The sequence below is a fragment of the Leclercia sp. genome (genome assembly GCF_036780805.1).
Taxonomy (GTDB): domain Bacteria; phylum Pseudomonadota; class Gammaproteobacteria; order Enterobacterales; family Enterobacteriaceae; genus Enterobacter.
The window spans coordinates 143,079-159,345 of record NZ_DAIQCE010000001.1 but is presented as its reverse complement, the minus strand read 5'-3'; the positions used below and the strand labels follow the sequence as shown (position 1 = coordinate 159,345).

At 57.0% G+C, this 16,267-nt stretch carries 9 protein-coding genes and 1 pseudogene; 3 read left to right on the top strand and 7 right to left on the bottom strand.

Translation table 11 applies throughout. The features are described from left to right. Positions 1-158: 158 nt before the first annotated feature. A pseudogene (locus V7Q49_RS00660) lies at positions 159-1,449 on the top strand (SulP family inorganic anion transporter). Here V7Q49_RS00660 and mgtE read toward each other — a convergent pair. The 6 genes from mgtE to V7Q49_RS00630 form a co-directional block, all read right to left on the bottom strand. Beyond that, positions 1,412-2,848, bottom strand: a complete 1,437-nt coding sequence (mgtE, locus tag V7Q49_RS00655; RefSeq protein WP_333848810.1) for a magnesium transporter — start codon at positions 2,846-2,848, stop codon at positions 1,412-1,414. The pseudogene V7Q49_RS00660 and the gene mgtE overlap by 38 nt on opposite strands. Before the next feature lie 142 nt (positions 2,849-2,990). Further along, positions 2,991-4,634 carry a multidrug ABC transporter permease/ATP-binding protein gene (locus V7Q49_RS00650; RefSeq protein WP_333848809.1) on the bottom strand — a complete coding sequence of 548 codons (1,644 nt, stop codon included), beginning with the start codon at positions 4,632-4,634 and terminating at the stop codon, positions 2,991-2,993. A gap of 75 nt (positions 4,635-4,709) precedes the next feature. Continuing rightward, a complete protein-coding gene (gene alkB, locus V7Q49_RS00645) occupies positions 4,710-5,360 on the bottom strand; it encodes a DNA oxidative demethylase AlkB (RefSeq protein ID WP_333848808.1) in 651 nt (216 codons plus the stop codon). Continuing rightward, complete coding sequence (ada, locus tag V7Q49_RS00640) at positions 5,360-6,424, bottom strand: bifunctional DNA-binding transcriptional regulator/O6-methylguanine-DNA methyltransferase Ada (protein WP_333848807.1); 1,065 nt, start codon at positions 6,422-6,424, stop codon at positions 5,360-5,362. Before ada ends, alkB begins: the two co-directional genes overlap by 1 nt. Before the next feature lie 72 nt (positions 6,425-6,496). Beyond that, complete coding sequence (gene apbE, locus V7Q49_RS00635; RefSeq protein WP_333848806.1) at positions 6,497-7,552, bottom strand: FAD:protein FMN transferase ApbE; 1,056 nt, start codon at positions 7,550-7,552, stop codon at positions 6,497-6,499. A 120-nt stretch (positions 7,553-7,672) separates the two neighbouring features. Next, on the bottom strand, positions 7,673-8,788 hold the full coding sequence (locus tag V7Q49_RS00630; protein WP_333848805.1) for a porin OmpC: 1,116 nt from the start codon (positions 8,786-8,788) through the stop codon (positions 7,673-7,675). A 739-nt stretch (positions 8,789-9,527) separates the two neighbouring features. On the opposite strand from V7Q49_RS00630, the gene rcsD reads away from it, so the two are divergent. Next, entirely contained in the window at positions 9,528-12,200 is a 2,673-nt protein-coding gene (rcsD, locus tag V7Q49_RS00625; protein WP_333848804.1) for a phosphotransferase RcsD, read from the top strand. 16 nt (positions 12,201-12,216) lie between these two features. Continuing rightward, positions 12,217-12,867, top strand: a complete 651-nt coding sequence (gene rcsB, locus V7Q49_RS00620) for a response regulator transcription factor RcsB (protein WP_106995396.1) — start codon at positions 12,217-12,219, stop codon at positions 12,865-12,867. A 549-nt stretch (positions 12,868-13,416) separates the two neighbouring features. Here rcsB and rcsC read toward each other — a convergent pair. Next, on the bottom strand, positions 13,417-16,263 hold the full coding sequence (gene rcsC / locus V7Q49_RS00615; protein WP_333848803.1) for a two-component system sensor histidine kinase RcsC: 2,847 nt from the start codon (positions 16,261-16,263) through the stop codon (positions 13,417-13,419). Positions 16,264-16,267 lie beyond the last annotated feature (4 nt).

The window sequence follows — 16,267 nt, the reverse complement described above, 5'->3', positions numbered from 1 at the left end:
GCTATTTATGCAGATGAAGTCGAGTGCGGCGCCACGGTAGCAATATTTAAATATTGTTTAAAGGTTAAATAATTATTGTAATTATGATAATTAATGTCGCGATACTTGTAGGGATATGACCCCAGCTGGGCTGGAAACACGCGCGTTTTCCCGCTACTATGCTGCCCTTTGTGATCGGCCGCACAGATCCTGCCCAGCGCCACTAACCTGCGAAGAAATATGTCCCCAACACATGCATCTCCCCATACTCTTGCCGTTCTGCGCTCCCCGTCGCTGTTGACGCGTGAAATCCTGGCCGGTGTGATCACCGCCCTGGCGCTCATCCCGGAGGTGATCTCCTTCTCCGTAGTCGCGGGCGTCGATCCCAAAGTAAGCCTGTTCGCCTCGGTGGTGCTGTGCCTGGCCCTGTCGGTCATGGGCGGCCGTCCGGCGATGGTGACCGCCGCCGCGGGCTCGGTGGCGCTGGTGATTGGGCCGATGGTGCATCAGCATGGCGCGCAGTATATTCTGCCGGCGGTGCTGCTGGCGGGGCTGATCCAGATCCTGTTCGGCGCGCTGGGGATGGCGCGCCTGATGCGCTTTATTCCTCAGGCGGTGATGACCGGGTTTGTGAACGCGCTGGGGATGTTGATTTTCTTTGCTCAGGTACCGCATTTCTGGAGCAAAAGCCCGCTGATTGTCGGCCTGTTTGTCCTGACCCTGCTGATTGTGCTGTGGGCGCCCCGCTACATCAAAACTATTCCTTCCCCGCTAATTGCGATTGTGGTTCTGACCCTGTTTACCGTCACCAGCGGCCAGCTGCTGCCGACCGTGGGCGATGAAGGCTCTATCGGCGGCGGCCTGCCGGGGATCACCCAGATGCTGGTGCCCCTTAATCTGAACACCCTGAGCATTATCTGGCCCTGCGCGCTGAGCATCGCCTTTGTCGGCCTGATGGAGTCGCTGCTGACGGCAAAACTGGTGGATGAACTGACGGCTACCCCGTCCAGCAAGCGCCGCGAGAGCATGGGGCTGGGTGTGGCTAACATCATGGCGGGCTTCTTTGGTGGGATCGCCGGGTGCGCGATGATCGGTCAGACCATCGTTAACGTCGAAATGGGCAAAGGGCGCAGCCGCGTCTCTACGTTCGCCGCCGGGCTGGTGCTGCTGTTGCTGGTCACCGCCCTGAGCGACGTCATGGCAAAAATCCCGATGGCGGTGCTGGCGGGGATCATGGCGATAGTCGCCCTCAAAACCTTTAACTGGCAAAGCATTCGCCCTGCCGCGGTGAAAGGCGCACCGGTCGCAGAAACCCTGGTGATGCTGGTGACCGTGGCGGCCACCGTCTCAACCGGCAATCTGGCGATTGGCGTGCTGGGCGGGATTATCGTCATGGCGATCCTCCCTGCCCGCCTGCGACGCCATAGCGCCGCTACAGCAGAAACAGCGTCGCCAACCCAAGAAAAATAAAGAAACCGCCGGTATCGGTGATGGCAGTGATCATCACGCTCGACCCCACTGCGGGGTCGCGCCCGAGGCGGGTCATCACCATCGGAATGATCACCCCCATCATTGCCGCCACCAGCAGATTCAGCACCATCGCCAGGGTCATTACCCCGCCCAGCGCCATATCGCCGTACAGCCACCAGGTCACCCCGCCCATAATCCCACCCCACACCAGGCCGTTGATTAACGCCACCCCCAGCTCACGCAGGATCAGGAAGCGGAAGTTGCCCGGCTGAATATTTTGCAGCGCCAGCGCGCGGACAATCATGGTGATGGTCTGGTTGCCGGTATTCCCGCCGATGCCCGCCACGATGGGCATCAGCGAGGCCAGCGCCACCAGCTGGGAGATGGTGTGTTCAAAGCCGTCAATCACCCGCGAGGCGATAAAGGCGGTACAGAGGTTGATCGCCAGCCACGCCCAGCGGGTTTTCACCGCCTTGCTCACCGGGGCGTAAACATCCTCTTCCGCGCTCACACCGCCCATAGCGCGCATATCGTTCCCCGTCTCTTCGTACACCACGTCGACAATCTCATCGATGGTTAAGCGGCCCATTATTTTGCCGGTTGAGTCCACCACCGCGGCGCTGAGCAGGTTGTCACGCTCGAAGGTGCGCGCGGTTTTTTCGGCATTATCTTCGGGGAGGAAGATCGTCGGCTCGTGATCCATCACCTCGCTCACCCGGCTGTGGGCGTCGTTGAGCAGAATCGTTTGCAGCTCCAGCTCCCCCAGCAGGGTTTTATCCCGGGAGGTGACAAAGAGTTTGTCAGTATTCTTCGGCATTTTCCCCAGCCGGCGCAGGTAGCGCTGCACCGCCGCCAGGGTGACGTCCGGGCGCACAAGGATGACGCCGAACTCCATAATCGCGCCAACGCTGTTTTTCTCGTAGTCCATGACCTGACGCACGCGGGCGCGCTCGTCGGCCGGCATCGAGGCCAGCAGGCGGCCCGTCAGGTCGCGGGGCAGATGCTGCACCAGGTAGATCTGATCGTCGATATCGAGGGTTTGCAGGGCATCAAGGATGGCGCTGTCGCTCATCTCGTCGATCAGATCGTCCCAGACGTTTTCAGAGGCCTCGAGCAGCACCTGGCCGCGCTCGTGATCCTCCACCAGCCGCCACAGGGCGTGGCGCTCTTCCGAGGGTAAGGCTTCCAGGGTATCGGCCAGATCGGGCGGCGGCAGATGCGCCACCAGCGCCCCTACCTCAGCAATATTGTCGGATAAGGTGCCAACGTCATATTGCTCAGCCAGGGTCAGCTTGCCTAACAGGGTGGAGACCACCGCTTTATCGGTGGTGAGCAGCCAGATCAGACGGGCACGCTCTTCATCGCGCAGCCTTGCGCTGTGTTTATTAGTAAATGCCATCAATCATATATCCATTAAATGTGATGGCATTAAGCATAGCGTGACGATATGTAAATAAGAATAAACGGCGGAGGGGGATGGATAAAAAAGCAGCGATGCGGTGAAAGTTGCCCGGCAGGCGCGGTGCCGCCGGGCAGAAAGATTACGCGGTACGGGCTACCGCATCGCGCGACGCGGCATCACGTTCCGCGCCGGTGAGCTCCGTCAGCTGGCCGCTGCGCATCTCCAGCAGGCGGTCGGCATGGATAAAGTAGTGATCGTCATGGCTGATGGCGAAGATGGTTTTGCCCATCTGCTGCATCAGCGGCAGCAGCACCTGGTAAAACTCGCGGCGGAAGTGCGGGTCCTGATCGGCGGCCCACTCATCCAGCAGAATAATGTCGCGCTCTTCCGCCAACGCCAGCAGCAGCGCCACGCGCTTCTTCTGCCCTTTCGACAGCTTGAGGTTGAGGATCTTGCCATCCTGCAGCTCCAGCTTGTGCGACATTTGCAGATGCGCCAGCCACTTCTCCACCAGCGCCGGATCGGCCTGCCTGCCTTCCGGGCCCAGCAGCTGCTCGAATAGCCAGACGTCGGTAAACACCGCAGAGAACAGCTTGCGGTAATCTTCCGGCTTTTCGGCACTCAGCGGTTTGCCGTCCAGCAGGATCTCGCCCGACTGGGGCTGATACAGGCCGGTCAGCAGCATCGCCAGCGTCGATTTGCCGCTGCCGTTGCCGCCAATCAGGAACAGCAGCTCGCCGCGGTTGAGGGTCAGGTTCACCGGCCCGACGGAGAAGTCGTTGTCCTGATATTTGAAGGTGACGTTGCGCAGCTCCAGCGTCTGCCAGTCAGGGAAGGCCTGTGGGCGCGGGAATTCGGCTTTGTACGGCGCGAGGGCAAACTTGCGCAGCTTGTTAAACGCCACCTGGGCGCTGAGCAGCGTCGGCAGCGCGCCTACGGCCGAAAGCAGCGGCGTGCGCAGGAACAGCAGGGTCAGCGAGTAAGTGGCGGCGACGTTGGTATCCGCCCAGCCGAGGCTGTTGGCCATCCAGAAGACCAGACCAATCGCCCCCAGCATCATAATATTTGACCAGTTGACCGCGCTCAGGTGGAAAGTGTCGGCCCGCACAATGTGGTGGCGATATTCCCGGGCATCCGGGATATAGAGGTTATTGAAAATATGCTCGGCGCGCTCGCGGTTCAGGGTCAGCTCTTTGCGCCCTTCGAGTACCGTCTGATAGTCGTTATAGAGCTTATCCTCGGTTTCACGCAGCACCGCCATGTGCTTGTAGACGCGGGACACCAGCAGGTAGCCGCCCCAGATGGTGATCGCAATCCACAGGGCGGTGATCGCCAGCATTTTGGTGGAGAGCCAGGCCAGATAGGCAGCCGACCCGAAGGTCAGAATGATCCCCTGCACCAGCTCCGGCAGACGCACAAAGGCGATAGTGATTGAGCGGACATCGCTGGTCAATCCAGCCAGCAGCGAGGCGCTGCCCAGCTGCTCGACGCGTTCAACCTGGGTATCCAGAATACGCTTGATGAACTCGCTGCGCAGGCGGTAGACGAAGTGGTGGCCGAGAGTGGTGAGTGCCAGCTGCGAACCCAGGGTCACGGCCATCAGCAGTACCAACAGGCCGAGAAATTCCGGCAGCACCATCAGGGTCGTGTCGACCGTTTCAATTAAACGCAGGTTAATAAAGGCGATAAGCCCGATACCCAGCGCGGCGCTAAGCAGGCTTAATGCCATTACCGCGATAAACGGCCAGCGGTATTGCCGCCAGACCAGCAACAGGAGTTCCATACAAACAATCCAGACAAGAAAAATCAGCCAGCAGTGTAAACTGCCCGCCACTTACATCAAGAATAATTCTTATTTTTATTCGTTATTCGCTGCCTGGCGGAAGGTCAGGTTGTAGCGATACTCCCCGGTGAGAGGATGTTCTCCGGGTTTAAGCGGCTGAATGCCATGATAAAACAGGCGGGACGGCCCGCCCCACACCACCACGTCGCCGTGCTCCAGCAGCAGGCGTTGCAGCGGATCGTTGCGGCGTAATCCGCCGAACTGGAACACCGCGGGCAGGCCGAGCGACACCGAGACAATCGGCGCCCGCAGGTCGGCCTCATCCTTATCCTGATGAAGAGAGAGTTTAGCCCCGACGGCGTAGCGGTTGATCAGGCAGGCATCCGGCTGGAAATCAGGATAACCCGCCTCACGGGCCGCATCGTGACAAAGGGCAGCAAAAGCGTCCGGCATCGGCGGCCAGTGCGCGTTTGTGAGGGGATCGTCCGGGGAGTAGAGGTAGCCCCGTTGGTTGGTGGTCCAGCCCAGCCCGCCGCAGTTGGTCATCGCCACCGACATGGTGTAGCCCCCGGGGGTGACCATCTGGCGGAACGGCGAGGCGCTGGCGACCTGTTCGATGCCCTGCATTAAGGCGGTGGCCCGCGCCAGGGCAAAACGGCGCAGGATCACCGCCCCCGGTGCCAGCGGCTCCTGCCAGGGCTCAGCATCCGCAAATAAATCCAGCATTACACCTCCTCTTTTTTTGCTTCGCGACGCAGCAGCGCCGCTTTGCGGGCCGTGCCCCAGCGGTAACCCGACAGCCCGCCGTCGCTACGTACCACCCGGTGACAGGGGATGACAATCGCCAGTTTGTTGGCGGCACAGGCCCGGGCCACCGCCCGCACCGCACCGGGCTGACCAATGGCGTTGGCCACCTGCTGATAGCTTGCGGTCTCGCCGCCAGGAATGGCACGCAGGGCCTGCCAGACCTGGCGCTGAAAGGCGGTGCCGCGAATATCCAGCGGTAGGGGGAGCGCCACGGCGTGGTTATCCACGCTGGCGATCACCTGAGCGACGCGCGCGGCGAAGGCGGTATCGGCCTGTTCTCGCCGGGCGTGCGGAAAGAGCGTTTCCAGCTCGGCAATCAGGGCGCTGTCATCATCGCCGGGCAGGATCGCGCAGATACCGCGCGCGCTCTCCGCCACCAGACAACGCCCCAGCGCGCAGTCGCTTAAAGCATAGCGCACGGTGGTCTCTTCCCCGCCGCTGCGGTACTGCTTTGCGGTCATTCCCAGGGTGGCGTCGGCGTTGCGATAATAGCTGCTGCTGTCGGGGAAACCCGCCGCCAGCACGGAGTCGGTAATACTCTCACCCTGCGCCAGGGCGTCGCGCAGCCGTTTCGCCCGGGCTGCCTGCTGCCAGGCTTTCGGCGTCATCCCGGTAAAGGATTTGAACAGTCGATGCAGATGATACGGGCTCATCGCCACCTCCTGCGCCAGCTTTTCCAGCGTCAGTGGCTGCTCCTGCTCCAGTAACCGGCAGGCTTTTTCGATAGTGGCAACCCGCTGCGCCTGAGGATCCTGTTGATCCGGGCGGCAGCGTTTGCAGGGGCGAAAACCCGCCTGCGACGCCTGGCGGGCATCGGGATAAAAGCGAACATTTTCACGCAGGGCATGGCGCGCCCGACAGGAGGGGCGGCAGAAGATGCCGGTGGTCTGTACGGCAAACACAAACTGACCATCGGCATGGTCATCGCGGGCCAGCACCGCCAGCCAGCGTTGATCGTCATTCATCAGGTTCGGCTTTTTCATGATCGGCTCCTTATATAAGCATATGCTTAGCCTGCCTGAACGCCACCCGACAAAAACCGGCAATCTTGCTTTTTAATTCGCCCCGTTGACGAGGAAGCTGGAGAACTGCGGGGACATCCAGGTTTTGAAGCCCTCCCCTTCGCGGACAATCATATAGACCGCCAGCCCCTGCTCTCGCACGATCTCTTTCGCTTTCTCGGTTCCCAGCACCATCAGACCGGTATCCCAGGCATCGGCTTCCAGCGCCGTAGGGGCAATGACCGTTACTGACACCAGGTTGTGCGTAATCGGGCGACCGGTCTGGGGATCGATCACATGGGAGATGCGTTTTCCGTCCAGCTCATAATAGTTACGGTAGCTGCCGGAGGTACTGATGCCGTGGCCGTTGATATCGACAATGGCCTGGACGGCGTTTTGCCGATCGGTAGGTTTCTGGATCGCCACGCGCCAGGGCTTATCGCTGGCGTTCATGCCGCGGCTGACCAGCGCCCCGCCCACCGACACCAGGTAGCGCGAGATCCCCTCTTCGGCCATCAGCTGGGCCAGGTGATCGGCAGCATAGCCCTCCCCCACCGTCGAGAGATCGACAAACAGATCGGGGATATCTTTTTCGAGGTATTGTTGGCCGGACTGATTAATAACCGTCAGGTGCTGCAGGCCCGTTTGCGCCCGGGCATCATCTATTTGCGCCTGATCGGGGGTTTTCACCGGCTGCTTGTTCGGGCCAAAGCCCCACAGGTTAACCAGCGGGCCGACGGTGATATCCATCGCCCCCTTGGTTTTATACCCCACCCGCAGCGCCTCGGTGACGATATCCGCCATCGATTCGCTTACCGGCCAGGGAGAGGTGCTCTGGGACTGATTGAAGCGCATCAGGGCAGAGTCATTTTTATAGGTGGACATCAGCTGGTCGTCGCCATCCAACTGGGACTGGATCTTCCCGCGCAGCTCTTCAGCCCGGGCGGCAGAGAGATCAATCACGCTGACGCGCCAGAAGGTGCCCATGGTTTTGCCTTCCAGCACCGTTGCGGCGGCGGTGTCGGCCTTCGCCGGAGGGGCTGGCGCATCGCACGCTGACAGCATAAACAGTGTCGCCAGAACGCCGGCGCGCAGAAAAGTAATTTCCATTCGTTATTATCCTCAAGCCTGAGACCGGCAAGAGTACACTAAAAAGCAGGCTTTGTAAGGGGCGGAGAGTCAGGCCAAAAAAAGGGGCCCACAGGCCCCTTTTGCAATACTGCGTAAGACTTAGAACTGGTAAACCAGACCCAGTGCTACGATGTCATCAGTGCTGATGCCTGCACGGTCGGTGAAGGCGTTATCATCCAGCAGGTTGATTTTGTAATCAACGTAGGTGGACATGTTTTTGTTGAAGTAGTAAGTCGCGCCAACATCAACATATTTCAGCAGATCCTGGTCGCCGTTACCTTCGATGTCCTTACCTTTAGACTGCAGGTAAGCCACGGATGGACGCAGACCGAAGTCGAACTGGTACTGTGCAACCACTTCGAAGTTCTGTGCTTTGTTAGCAAAGCCATAAACCGCGTTGTCGCTGCTGGACTGAGAGTTACCGAAACGGGTCGCGTTGTAAGTCTGGGTGTACTGCGCTGCCAGATAGATGTTGTTCGCGTCGTATTTCAGGCCACCGCTGTACACTTCAGCGTGGTCGCCACGGCCGTAAACGCCTGGACCGTTCTGGTCTGCGGTACGTTTGGAAGAGGATGCTGCTGCACCCACGCTGAAGCCTTCGCCCAGATCATAGGTCAGGGAGCCGCCGAAGCCGTCACCGTTCTGTTTCAGCAGGCTACGGCCGCCAACGTTTTCACCGCTGACGCTGCCGTTTTTGCCCTGGTACTGCAGAGCAAAGTTCAGGCCGTCAACCAGACCGAAGAAGTCCTGGTTACGGTAGGTAGCAACGCCGTTACCACGGGATTGCAGGAAGTTATCAGAACCGTAGGTGTCGCCGCCAAATTCTGGCAGAACGTCGGTCCAGGAGGTTACGTCGTAGATCACGCCGTAGTTACGACCGTAATCGAAAGAACCTGCGTCAGCGAATTTCAGACCAGCGAAGGCCACACGCGTCCAGGACTGGTTGCTGCTGCTTTCTGTGTCATTAGCCTGAACGTTGTATTCCCACTGACCATAACCAGTGATCTGATCGTTAACCTGAGTTTCGCCTTTGAAGCCGATACGCATGTAGGTCTGATCGCCATCAGCGCCATCGTCATCAGAGAAATAGTGCAGACCGTCTACTTTGCCGTAGAGATCTAATTTGTTGCCGTCTTTGTTGTAAATTTCAGCCGCATTTGCTGCGCCTGCTACCAGCAGTGCTGGTACCAGGAGGGACAGTACTTTGACTTTCATTATTTTAACCCTCTGTTATATGTTTTTATTACCACTGCTTACTGATTAACCCTCTTAACCAGTCGGCAAGTTCATTCTCCGCAAAAATACAGAATAATCCAACAAGAATATGATACGAAAACTTTTAAGATGTTTCATATTGCCGTATAGATGTTTCATTTTGTAAATATGAGGGAACTTTTTTGCCGCACAATAAGTTAAAAAATAAAGCACCAAAAATCAAAAACTTAAAATATTACAATAAAATCAATAGCTTAAGAAAAAAATAATTATAGCACTGATTGCCAAAACAAAAAGACGCGCGGCTACTAAAATATCTCTCGCTATCATCATTAACTTTATTTATTACCGTCATTCAAATTTGAATGTCTGTTTATCCAGAATTGAACCGAATGCAATGCATTCGGTTTTTTTTTACTCTTCTTTACGCAAACTTAAAATATCTGTGCTACCCACCCGAAACTATAACGACTATTAATTAAATCTTAGCGTGCTATTTTTTGTCTAAAAAATTTAGCAGGTAATTTAATTTCTTGTTTATTCGTGCTATTTTTTCGCTATATTGTTAATTATTTGTACAATAAACGTTTAACCGTACAGATTTAAGACAATCCTTTTCAACTTGCGCAACGGGATGAAAAAGTCGGTCCCGTAAGTGGCGTGAGGCTGGAAATTCGATTATTACGCTTTATACTGCCCTATTCGCCTGAAGCGCAGCCATAACGGGTTAACCACAGCAATGAGTCAGTCAGAAACCACAGCCGCGAACAAATTCTCCCTGCTTCCGGGCAGTATTACCCGTTTCTTTCTTCTATTGATCGTTGTGCTGTTAGTGACCATGGGCGTGATGGTGCAGAGCGCGGTGAACACCTGGTTAAAAGACAGAAGCTATCAGATTGTTGATATCAGCCACGCACTGCATAAACGCATCGACACCTGGCGCTACGCCACCTGGCAGATTTACGACAACATCGCGGCCACGCCGACCACGGCTTCTGCTGAAGGGTTGCAGGAGACGCGCCTGAAGCAGGACGTCTACTATCTGGAGAAAACGCGGCGCAAAACCGAAGCCCTGATTTTCGGTTCGCACGACAGCGCTACGCTGGAGATGACCCAGCGCATGTCGACCTATCTCGATACGCTGTGGGGTGCGGAGACCGTTCCCTGGTCGATGTACTATCTCAACGGTCAGGACAACAGCATGATCCTGATCTCCACCCTGCCGCTGAAAGATCTCTCCTCCGGCTTTAAAGAGTCCTCGGTCGGCACGATTGTTGATTCCCGTCGCGCGGAGATGCTGCAGCAGGCCAATGCTCTGGATGAACGCGAAAGCTTCTCTTCCCTGCGCCGTCTGGCCTGGCAAAATGGTCACTACTTTACCCTGCGCACCACCTTCAATCAGCCAGGCCATCTGGCGACGGTGGTGGCCTTCGATCTGCCGATCAACGATCTGATCCCCCCGGATATGCCGCTTGAGAGCTTCCGCCTCGAGCAGGATACCACTGGGCAAAACCTGCGTGCGCCGACGGATAAAGAGAGCCCCGATAGCGTCTCTATCTCCTTTAATGGCTCGAAAATCGAGATCGCCTCCTCGCTGAACACGACCGGCATGCGTCTGGTCTGGCAGGTGCCTTTCGGTACGCTGCTGCTGGACACCCTGCAAAATATCCTGTTGCCGCTGCTGCTCAATATTGGTCTGCTGGCGCTGGCGCTGTTTGGTTACACCACCTTCCGCTCGCAGCCAGGTCGCCAGAGCGATGTCCCGGTTGCCGCCGGGACCAGCAACGAGCTGCGCGTCCTGCGCGCCCTGAATGAAGAGATTGTCTCGGTGCTGCCGCTCGGTCTGCTGGTGCATGACCAGGAGGCCAACCGCACGGTGATCAGCAACAAAATCGCCGATCACCTGCTGCCGCACCTGAATCTACAGAACATCACCAGCATGGCCGATCAGCATCAGGGCGTGATTCAGGCCACCATTAATAATGAGCTGTACGAGATCCGTCAGTTCCGCAGCCAGGTGGCGTCGCGCACGCAGATCTTTATCATTCGCGATCAGGATCGCGAGGTGCTGGTGAATAAAAAGCTCAAACAGGCGCAAAGACTGTACGAGAAGAACCAGCAGGGCCGCGCGGCCTTTATGCAGAATATCGGCGACGCCTTCAAACTGCCGCTGAAGGCGCTGGCCAGCGAAGCGGCTCAGTTAACCAGCCCGGAAAGCCTGCAGCTGTCGGGCCATGCCGATACGCTGGTGCGGCTGGTGGATGAGATCCAGCTCGCCAATATGCTAGAGAACGACAGCTGGAAGAGCACCGCTACGCTGTTCTCGATTCAGGATCTGATTGATGAAGTGGTGCCGGAAGTGCTGCCGGTGATCAAGCGTAAAGGGCTGCAGCTGCTGATAAACAACCCGCTGCGGGCTAACGATGAGCGCCACGGCGACCGCGACGCGCTGCGTCGTATTCTGCTGATGCTGATCCAGTACGCGGTCACGACCACCCAGATCGGCAAAATTACGCTGGAAGTGAGCAGCGATGAGTCGGCTGATGACCGTCTTACCTTCCGTATCCTCGATACCGGCGAAGGGGTGACGGCCAGTGAAATCGACAATCTGCACTTCCCGTTCCTGAATGATACCCAGGGCGACAATTACGGCAAAGCCAACGCCCTCACATTCTGGCTCTGCGATCAGCTGGCGCGTAAGCTTGGCGGTCACCTGAACATTAAAGCCCGTGAGTCGCTGGGCACCCGTTATTCATTGCATGTGAAAATGCCGGCCAGCCCGCAGGAAACCGAGGACGATGAGGGCCTGCTGGATGAGGTGGTGATCATGGTGGATGTGACGTCGAATGAGATCCGCAGTATCGTGGTTCGCCAGCTGGAAAACTGGGGAGCGACCTGTATCTCCCCGGACGAAAGGCTGGCAAGTCAAGAATATGATCTCTTTTTAACAGATAATCCGTCTAATCTTACTGCCTCGGGCTTGCTTTTAAGCGATGATGAGCCAGGCGTGCGAAAAATTGGCCCCGGCCAGGTGCGCGTCAACTTTAATATGAGCAATGCGATGCAGGAAGCTGTACTACAACTAATAGAGGAGCAACTGGCGCAGGAAACGATCCCGGAATCCCCACTGGGCGGCAATGAAAATGCCGAACTGCAGGCCAGCGGCTATTATTCTCTCTTCGTAGACACAGTACCAGATGATGTTAAGAGGTTGTATACTGAAGCCGCCGCGAACGACTTCGCAGCGCTGGCTCAGACAGCACACCGGCTCAAAGGGGTGTTTGCCATGCTTAATCTGGTTCCAGGCAAGCAATTATGTGAAACGCTGGAACATCTTATTCGTGAGAAAGATGCCGCCAGCATAGAAAAATACATCAGCGACATTGACGACTATGTCAAAAGCTTGCTGTAGCAAGGTAGCCCTATACATGAACAATATGAACGTAATTATTGCCGATGACCATCCGATTGTACTGTTCGGTATTCGCAAATCACTTGAACAGATCGAGTGGGTGAATGTAGTCGGCGAATTTGAAGATTCCACAGCACTGATTAATAACCTGCCAAAGCTTGATGCGCACGTGCTCATCACCGACCTTTCCATGCCTGGAGATAAATACGGTGACGGGATTACGCTGATCAAATACATCAAGCGTCACTTCCCGAGTATTTCGATCATCGTGTTGACCATGAACAACAACCCGGCCATTTTAAGTGCCGTTCTGGATCTCGATATCGAAGGGATTGTCCTGAAACAGGGCGCACCAACCGATCTGCCTAAGGCGCTGGCCGCGCTGCAGAAAGGGAAGAAATTTACCCCGGAAAGCGTCTCCCGCCTGCTGGAAAAAATCAGCGCTGGCGGTTACGGTGACAAACGTCTGTCACCGAAAGAGAGCGAAGTATTGCGTCTGTTCGCCGAAGGTTTCCTGGTGACCGAGATTGCCAAGAAGCTGAACCGCAGCATTAAAACCATCAGTAGCCAGAAAAAATCGGCGATGATGAAACTGGGCGTGGAAAACGACATCGCCCTGCTGAACTATCTCTCTTCCGTGACCCTGAGTCCGGCCGATAAAGACTGATTGTGCGAAACGCCGGGTGGCAAGGTAAACGCAAAAAGGCAACGTAAGTTGCCTTTTTTTATGTTTGCGCCCTCTCCCTGTGGGTTGAGAGATCCCAGTAATTTTTTTGCCTTTAAAGCAATAGAATAATTACATAATAATAAATGACTTACAGCGACTCCCTGGTCCGGCTGAAAATCGCCGAAGCGTTTCCGGAAGGCCGGGCGAGGCGCAGGGACGCGCCGAGAGGGCATAGCCTGCATGGATGCAGGCTGGTGCCCGGCCCGAAAGCCTGGAGGAATAAGCTGAGGGCACCGCGAAGCGGCGATTTTCTTTGCCGGGAGCCGGGATTGTTAAGGGGCGGCGGCAAGCCCCTTAACACGTTCACGGGTGACGCCGCTGACAGAGAAGTGCAGAACGTAAGGTGAACGGAACCACCACCTGAGCCGCATGTTCCCCCTCACCCCAGCCCTCTCCCTGAATGGAGAGGGAGCCGTCCGTGCCAATATTTATGTGGGGATCCCTCAGCCCAGCGGGAGAGGGTTAGGGTGAGGGCATCAGGCCGCACTTTTATCCCCGCGTCTTCCTCACCCGCTCCGCGTACACCGACAGCGTCTGTTTCAGCACGTCCAGCGTGACCGGCTTGGAAAGACAGCTGTCCATCCCCGACTCCAGACAGCGCTGCTTCTCTTCTGCCAGCGCGTTGGCGGTGACGCCTACCACCGGCAGCGTCAGGCCCAGCTGGCGAATACGCTGGGTCAGGCGATAGCCGTCCATGTTCGGCATGTTTACGTCGCTCAGGACGATGTCGATATGGTTTTTACTCAGCACGTTTAGCGCGTCCACGCCATCGTTAGCGGTTTTGCACTGATAGCCCAGCGAGCCAAGCTGGTCGGCCAGCAGACGGCGGTTAATCGGATGGTCATCCACCACCAGGATCATCATGTCCTCATTCAGGGACTGCTCTGATTCCGGTGAAGGCAGCGCCGCCGAGCCATTGCCTGCGTCCAACTCGATACGGTAGATCCGCGCCAGCAGCGCAATCAGCTCATGCGGTGCGGCCACGCTGCTCACCCACTCGCCGTGGGCGCGCTCCTGGGCGATGCCGATGTGACGACGGCAGAAGATCACCGCCGCTTTACCCTGCCACGGCTGCGTCAGCTCATCGTCGGTGATCAGTATGTCTTCCGCATCCGGCGTTTGCCCGACGTAGCGCGCCACGCGAATGCCGTGCGGCGTCAGCAGGGATTCCAGATAGGCATACAGCGAGGCGTTATTGACTGCCAGCCAGCAGCGTTTATCACTTAATCCCTCTACCAGCCCGTTGGCCGGAGACTGGGCCGCATAGAGTGGAATGCGGATAGTGAACTGGCTACCCATGCCCGGCTCGGTATCCACCGAAATATCGCCGTCCATCATGCTGATCAGTTTTTCACAAATCGCCAGCCCCAGCCCGGTGCCCTGGAAGTTACGCTGAACCCCCGTCCCCACCTGGAAGAACGGATCGAAGAGCTTGACCACCTCTTTGGCCGGAATACCCACCCCGGTGTCGCGCACCCGGATGCTCAGGTAATCCCCTGCCCTGGCGACATGCATCACGATGCAGCCCATATCGGTAAACTTAATGGCGTTACTGAGCAGGTTGGAGATCACCTGCTGCAGACGCATCGGATCGCCCTGAAGCGAAACCGGCACGTCCGGTTCAATAAAGCAGTACAGCCCCAGCTGCTTACGCACCACCAGCGGCAGGTAGTTGGCGCTGATATGGTTCATCACCTCGCGCGGGGAGAATTCGCGGGGTTCAATTTTCAACTGCTCGGACTCGATTTTGGAGAAGTCGAGAATATCGCTGATGATTTTCAACAGCAGGCTGGAGGAGTTGTTCATCGCCGTCACCAGGCGGTCAACGCCCCGGGGCAGCTCTTTGGTCTGCAGCAGATCGAGGTTACCGATAATCCCGTACAGCGGGGTGCGCAGCTCGTGGCTGACGGTGGCGAGGAACATCGATTTCGACTGGCTGGCCTGTTCAGCGGACTGGGCCATATCCTGCAACGACTCTTCCATTTTGACGCGGGCGGAGACATCCACCAGCACGCAGATGGCGACGTTTTCATTGCGATAGCGCGAGTGTACAAAGCTGATCTGCAGGTTGGTGTTGTTGCTGGTCAGCACATCGACGAAGTTCACCTGCTGCCCGCAGATGATTTGCGTCAGCCGCTGGCGGTCCTCGTGGGTCAACATATTCAGATAGTTATGCGCCAGCTCGTTACTGAGAATGTTGGTGCCATCCAGGGTGCGCAGAATACAGATCCCCACTGGCGCAGAGGCGACAATCTTACGGTTGAACTGCTCATGCTCTTCGAGGCGCTGGGCGTCAATCTCCGCCGGGATAAAGATTTTGCGCTCATACATCCGCGCGAGGGTAAAGAGCGCAATCCCCACCAGCACATTCAGCAGCACCGAGTTGAGGATCAGCATTCGGATACGCTCCAGCACCATATCCACCGGCACGGAGTAGACGATGCTCAGCGACGATGGCGGCAGGCTCTTTTTCAGCACCAGCTCGCGGAAACCGGAGGTATAACCAAACCACGAACGCTCCTGCATCCAGCGAGGGTCGATCTTGAGGCGGGTTTCCGGCCCCACCAGCGAGATAAGAGAATGGCCATTTTCATCGAGAATGGTCACGCCCATCGGCAAGTTGCCGGGGGTAAAGAAGTTCTCCATGCGAATAGTCTGCTCGGTGCCGAGCATCGCCTGCAGACGATTAGCCAGATAGACCGGCGTCATGGCGTAGAAGTACCCTACCCCAGGACGTGGGCCCTGGCTGATCCAGAACAGATTATTGCCGCGCTCGTCCTGCGGCGCATTGCGGTATTTCATGATCCGCTCGTGCAGACTTTTCAGGGCGTTGTCACGATCCATCGGCACGTCACGCAGGCCAAAGTTGGCCATACAGAGGTTTTCGCTGCCAATCAGAAAGACCCGGTTCAGATCGTAGGCTGCCGAGAAGTTATCGCGCCAGTAGCGCATAAACCACGCCAGTGACTCCAGCGACCCCCGCCATGCCGGGCCCATTGCCGAGCAGTCAGAATCGGGGAACAGCGGCTCAAAGTTGGGAACCTCGGTTTTATTGTCGCGCCCGCGGGTAGCCAGCACGCCGTTTTCTGCCGTCAGACGGTTTTCCGCGATGTACTTGAGCTCCTTCATGACGTCGGCGGTACGCTGAATGTAGCGCTGGGACTGATCGTAGCTGAGGCTGAATTCCTGACGGATCTCCGCCTCCTTCTGGTGCAACGCGTTGACGATGTAAAATACCGAAAACAGTGCGATCAACACCCAGATCAGGAGCGCCAGCGCCCGAAATAGATAGCGAGAGACTTTCAGCGTGGTTCGGAAGGAGACGAGGTATTTCAAGGGG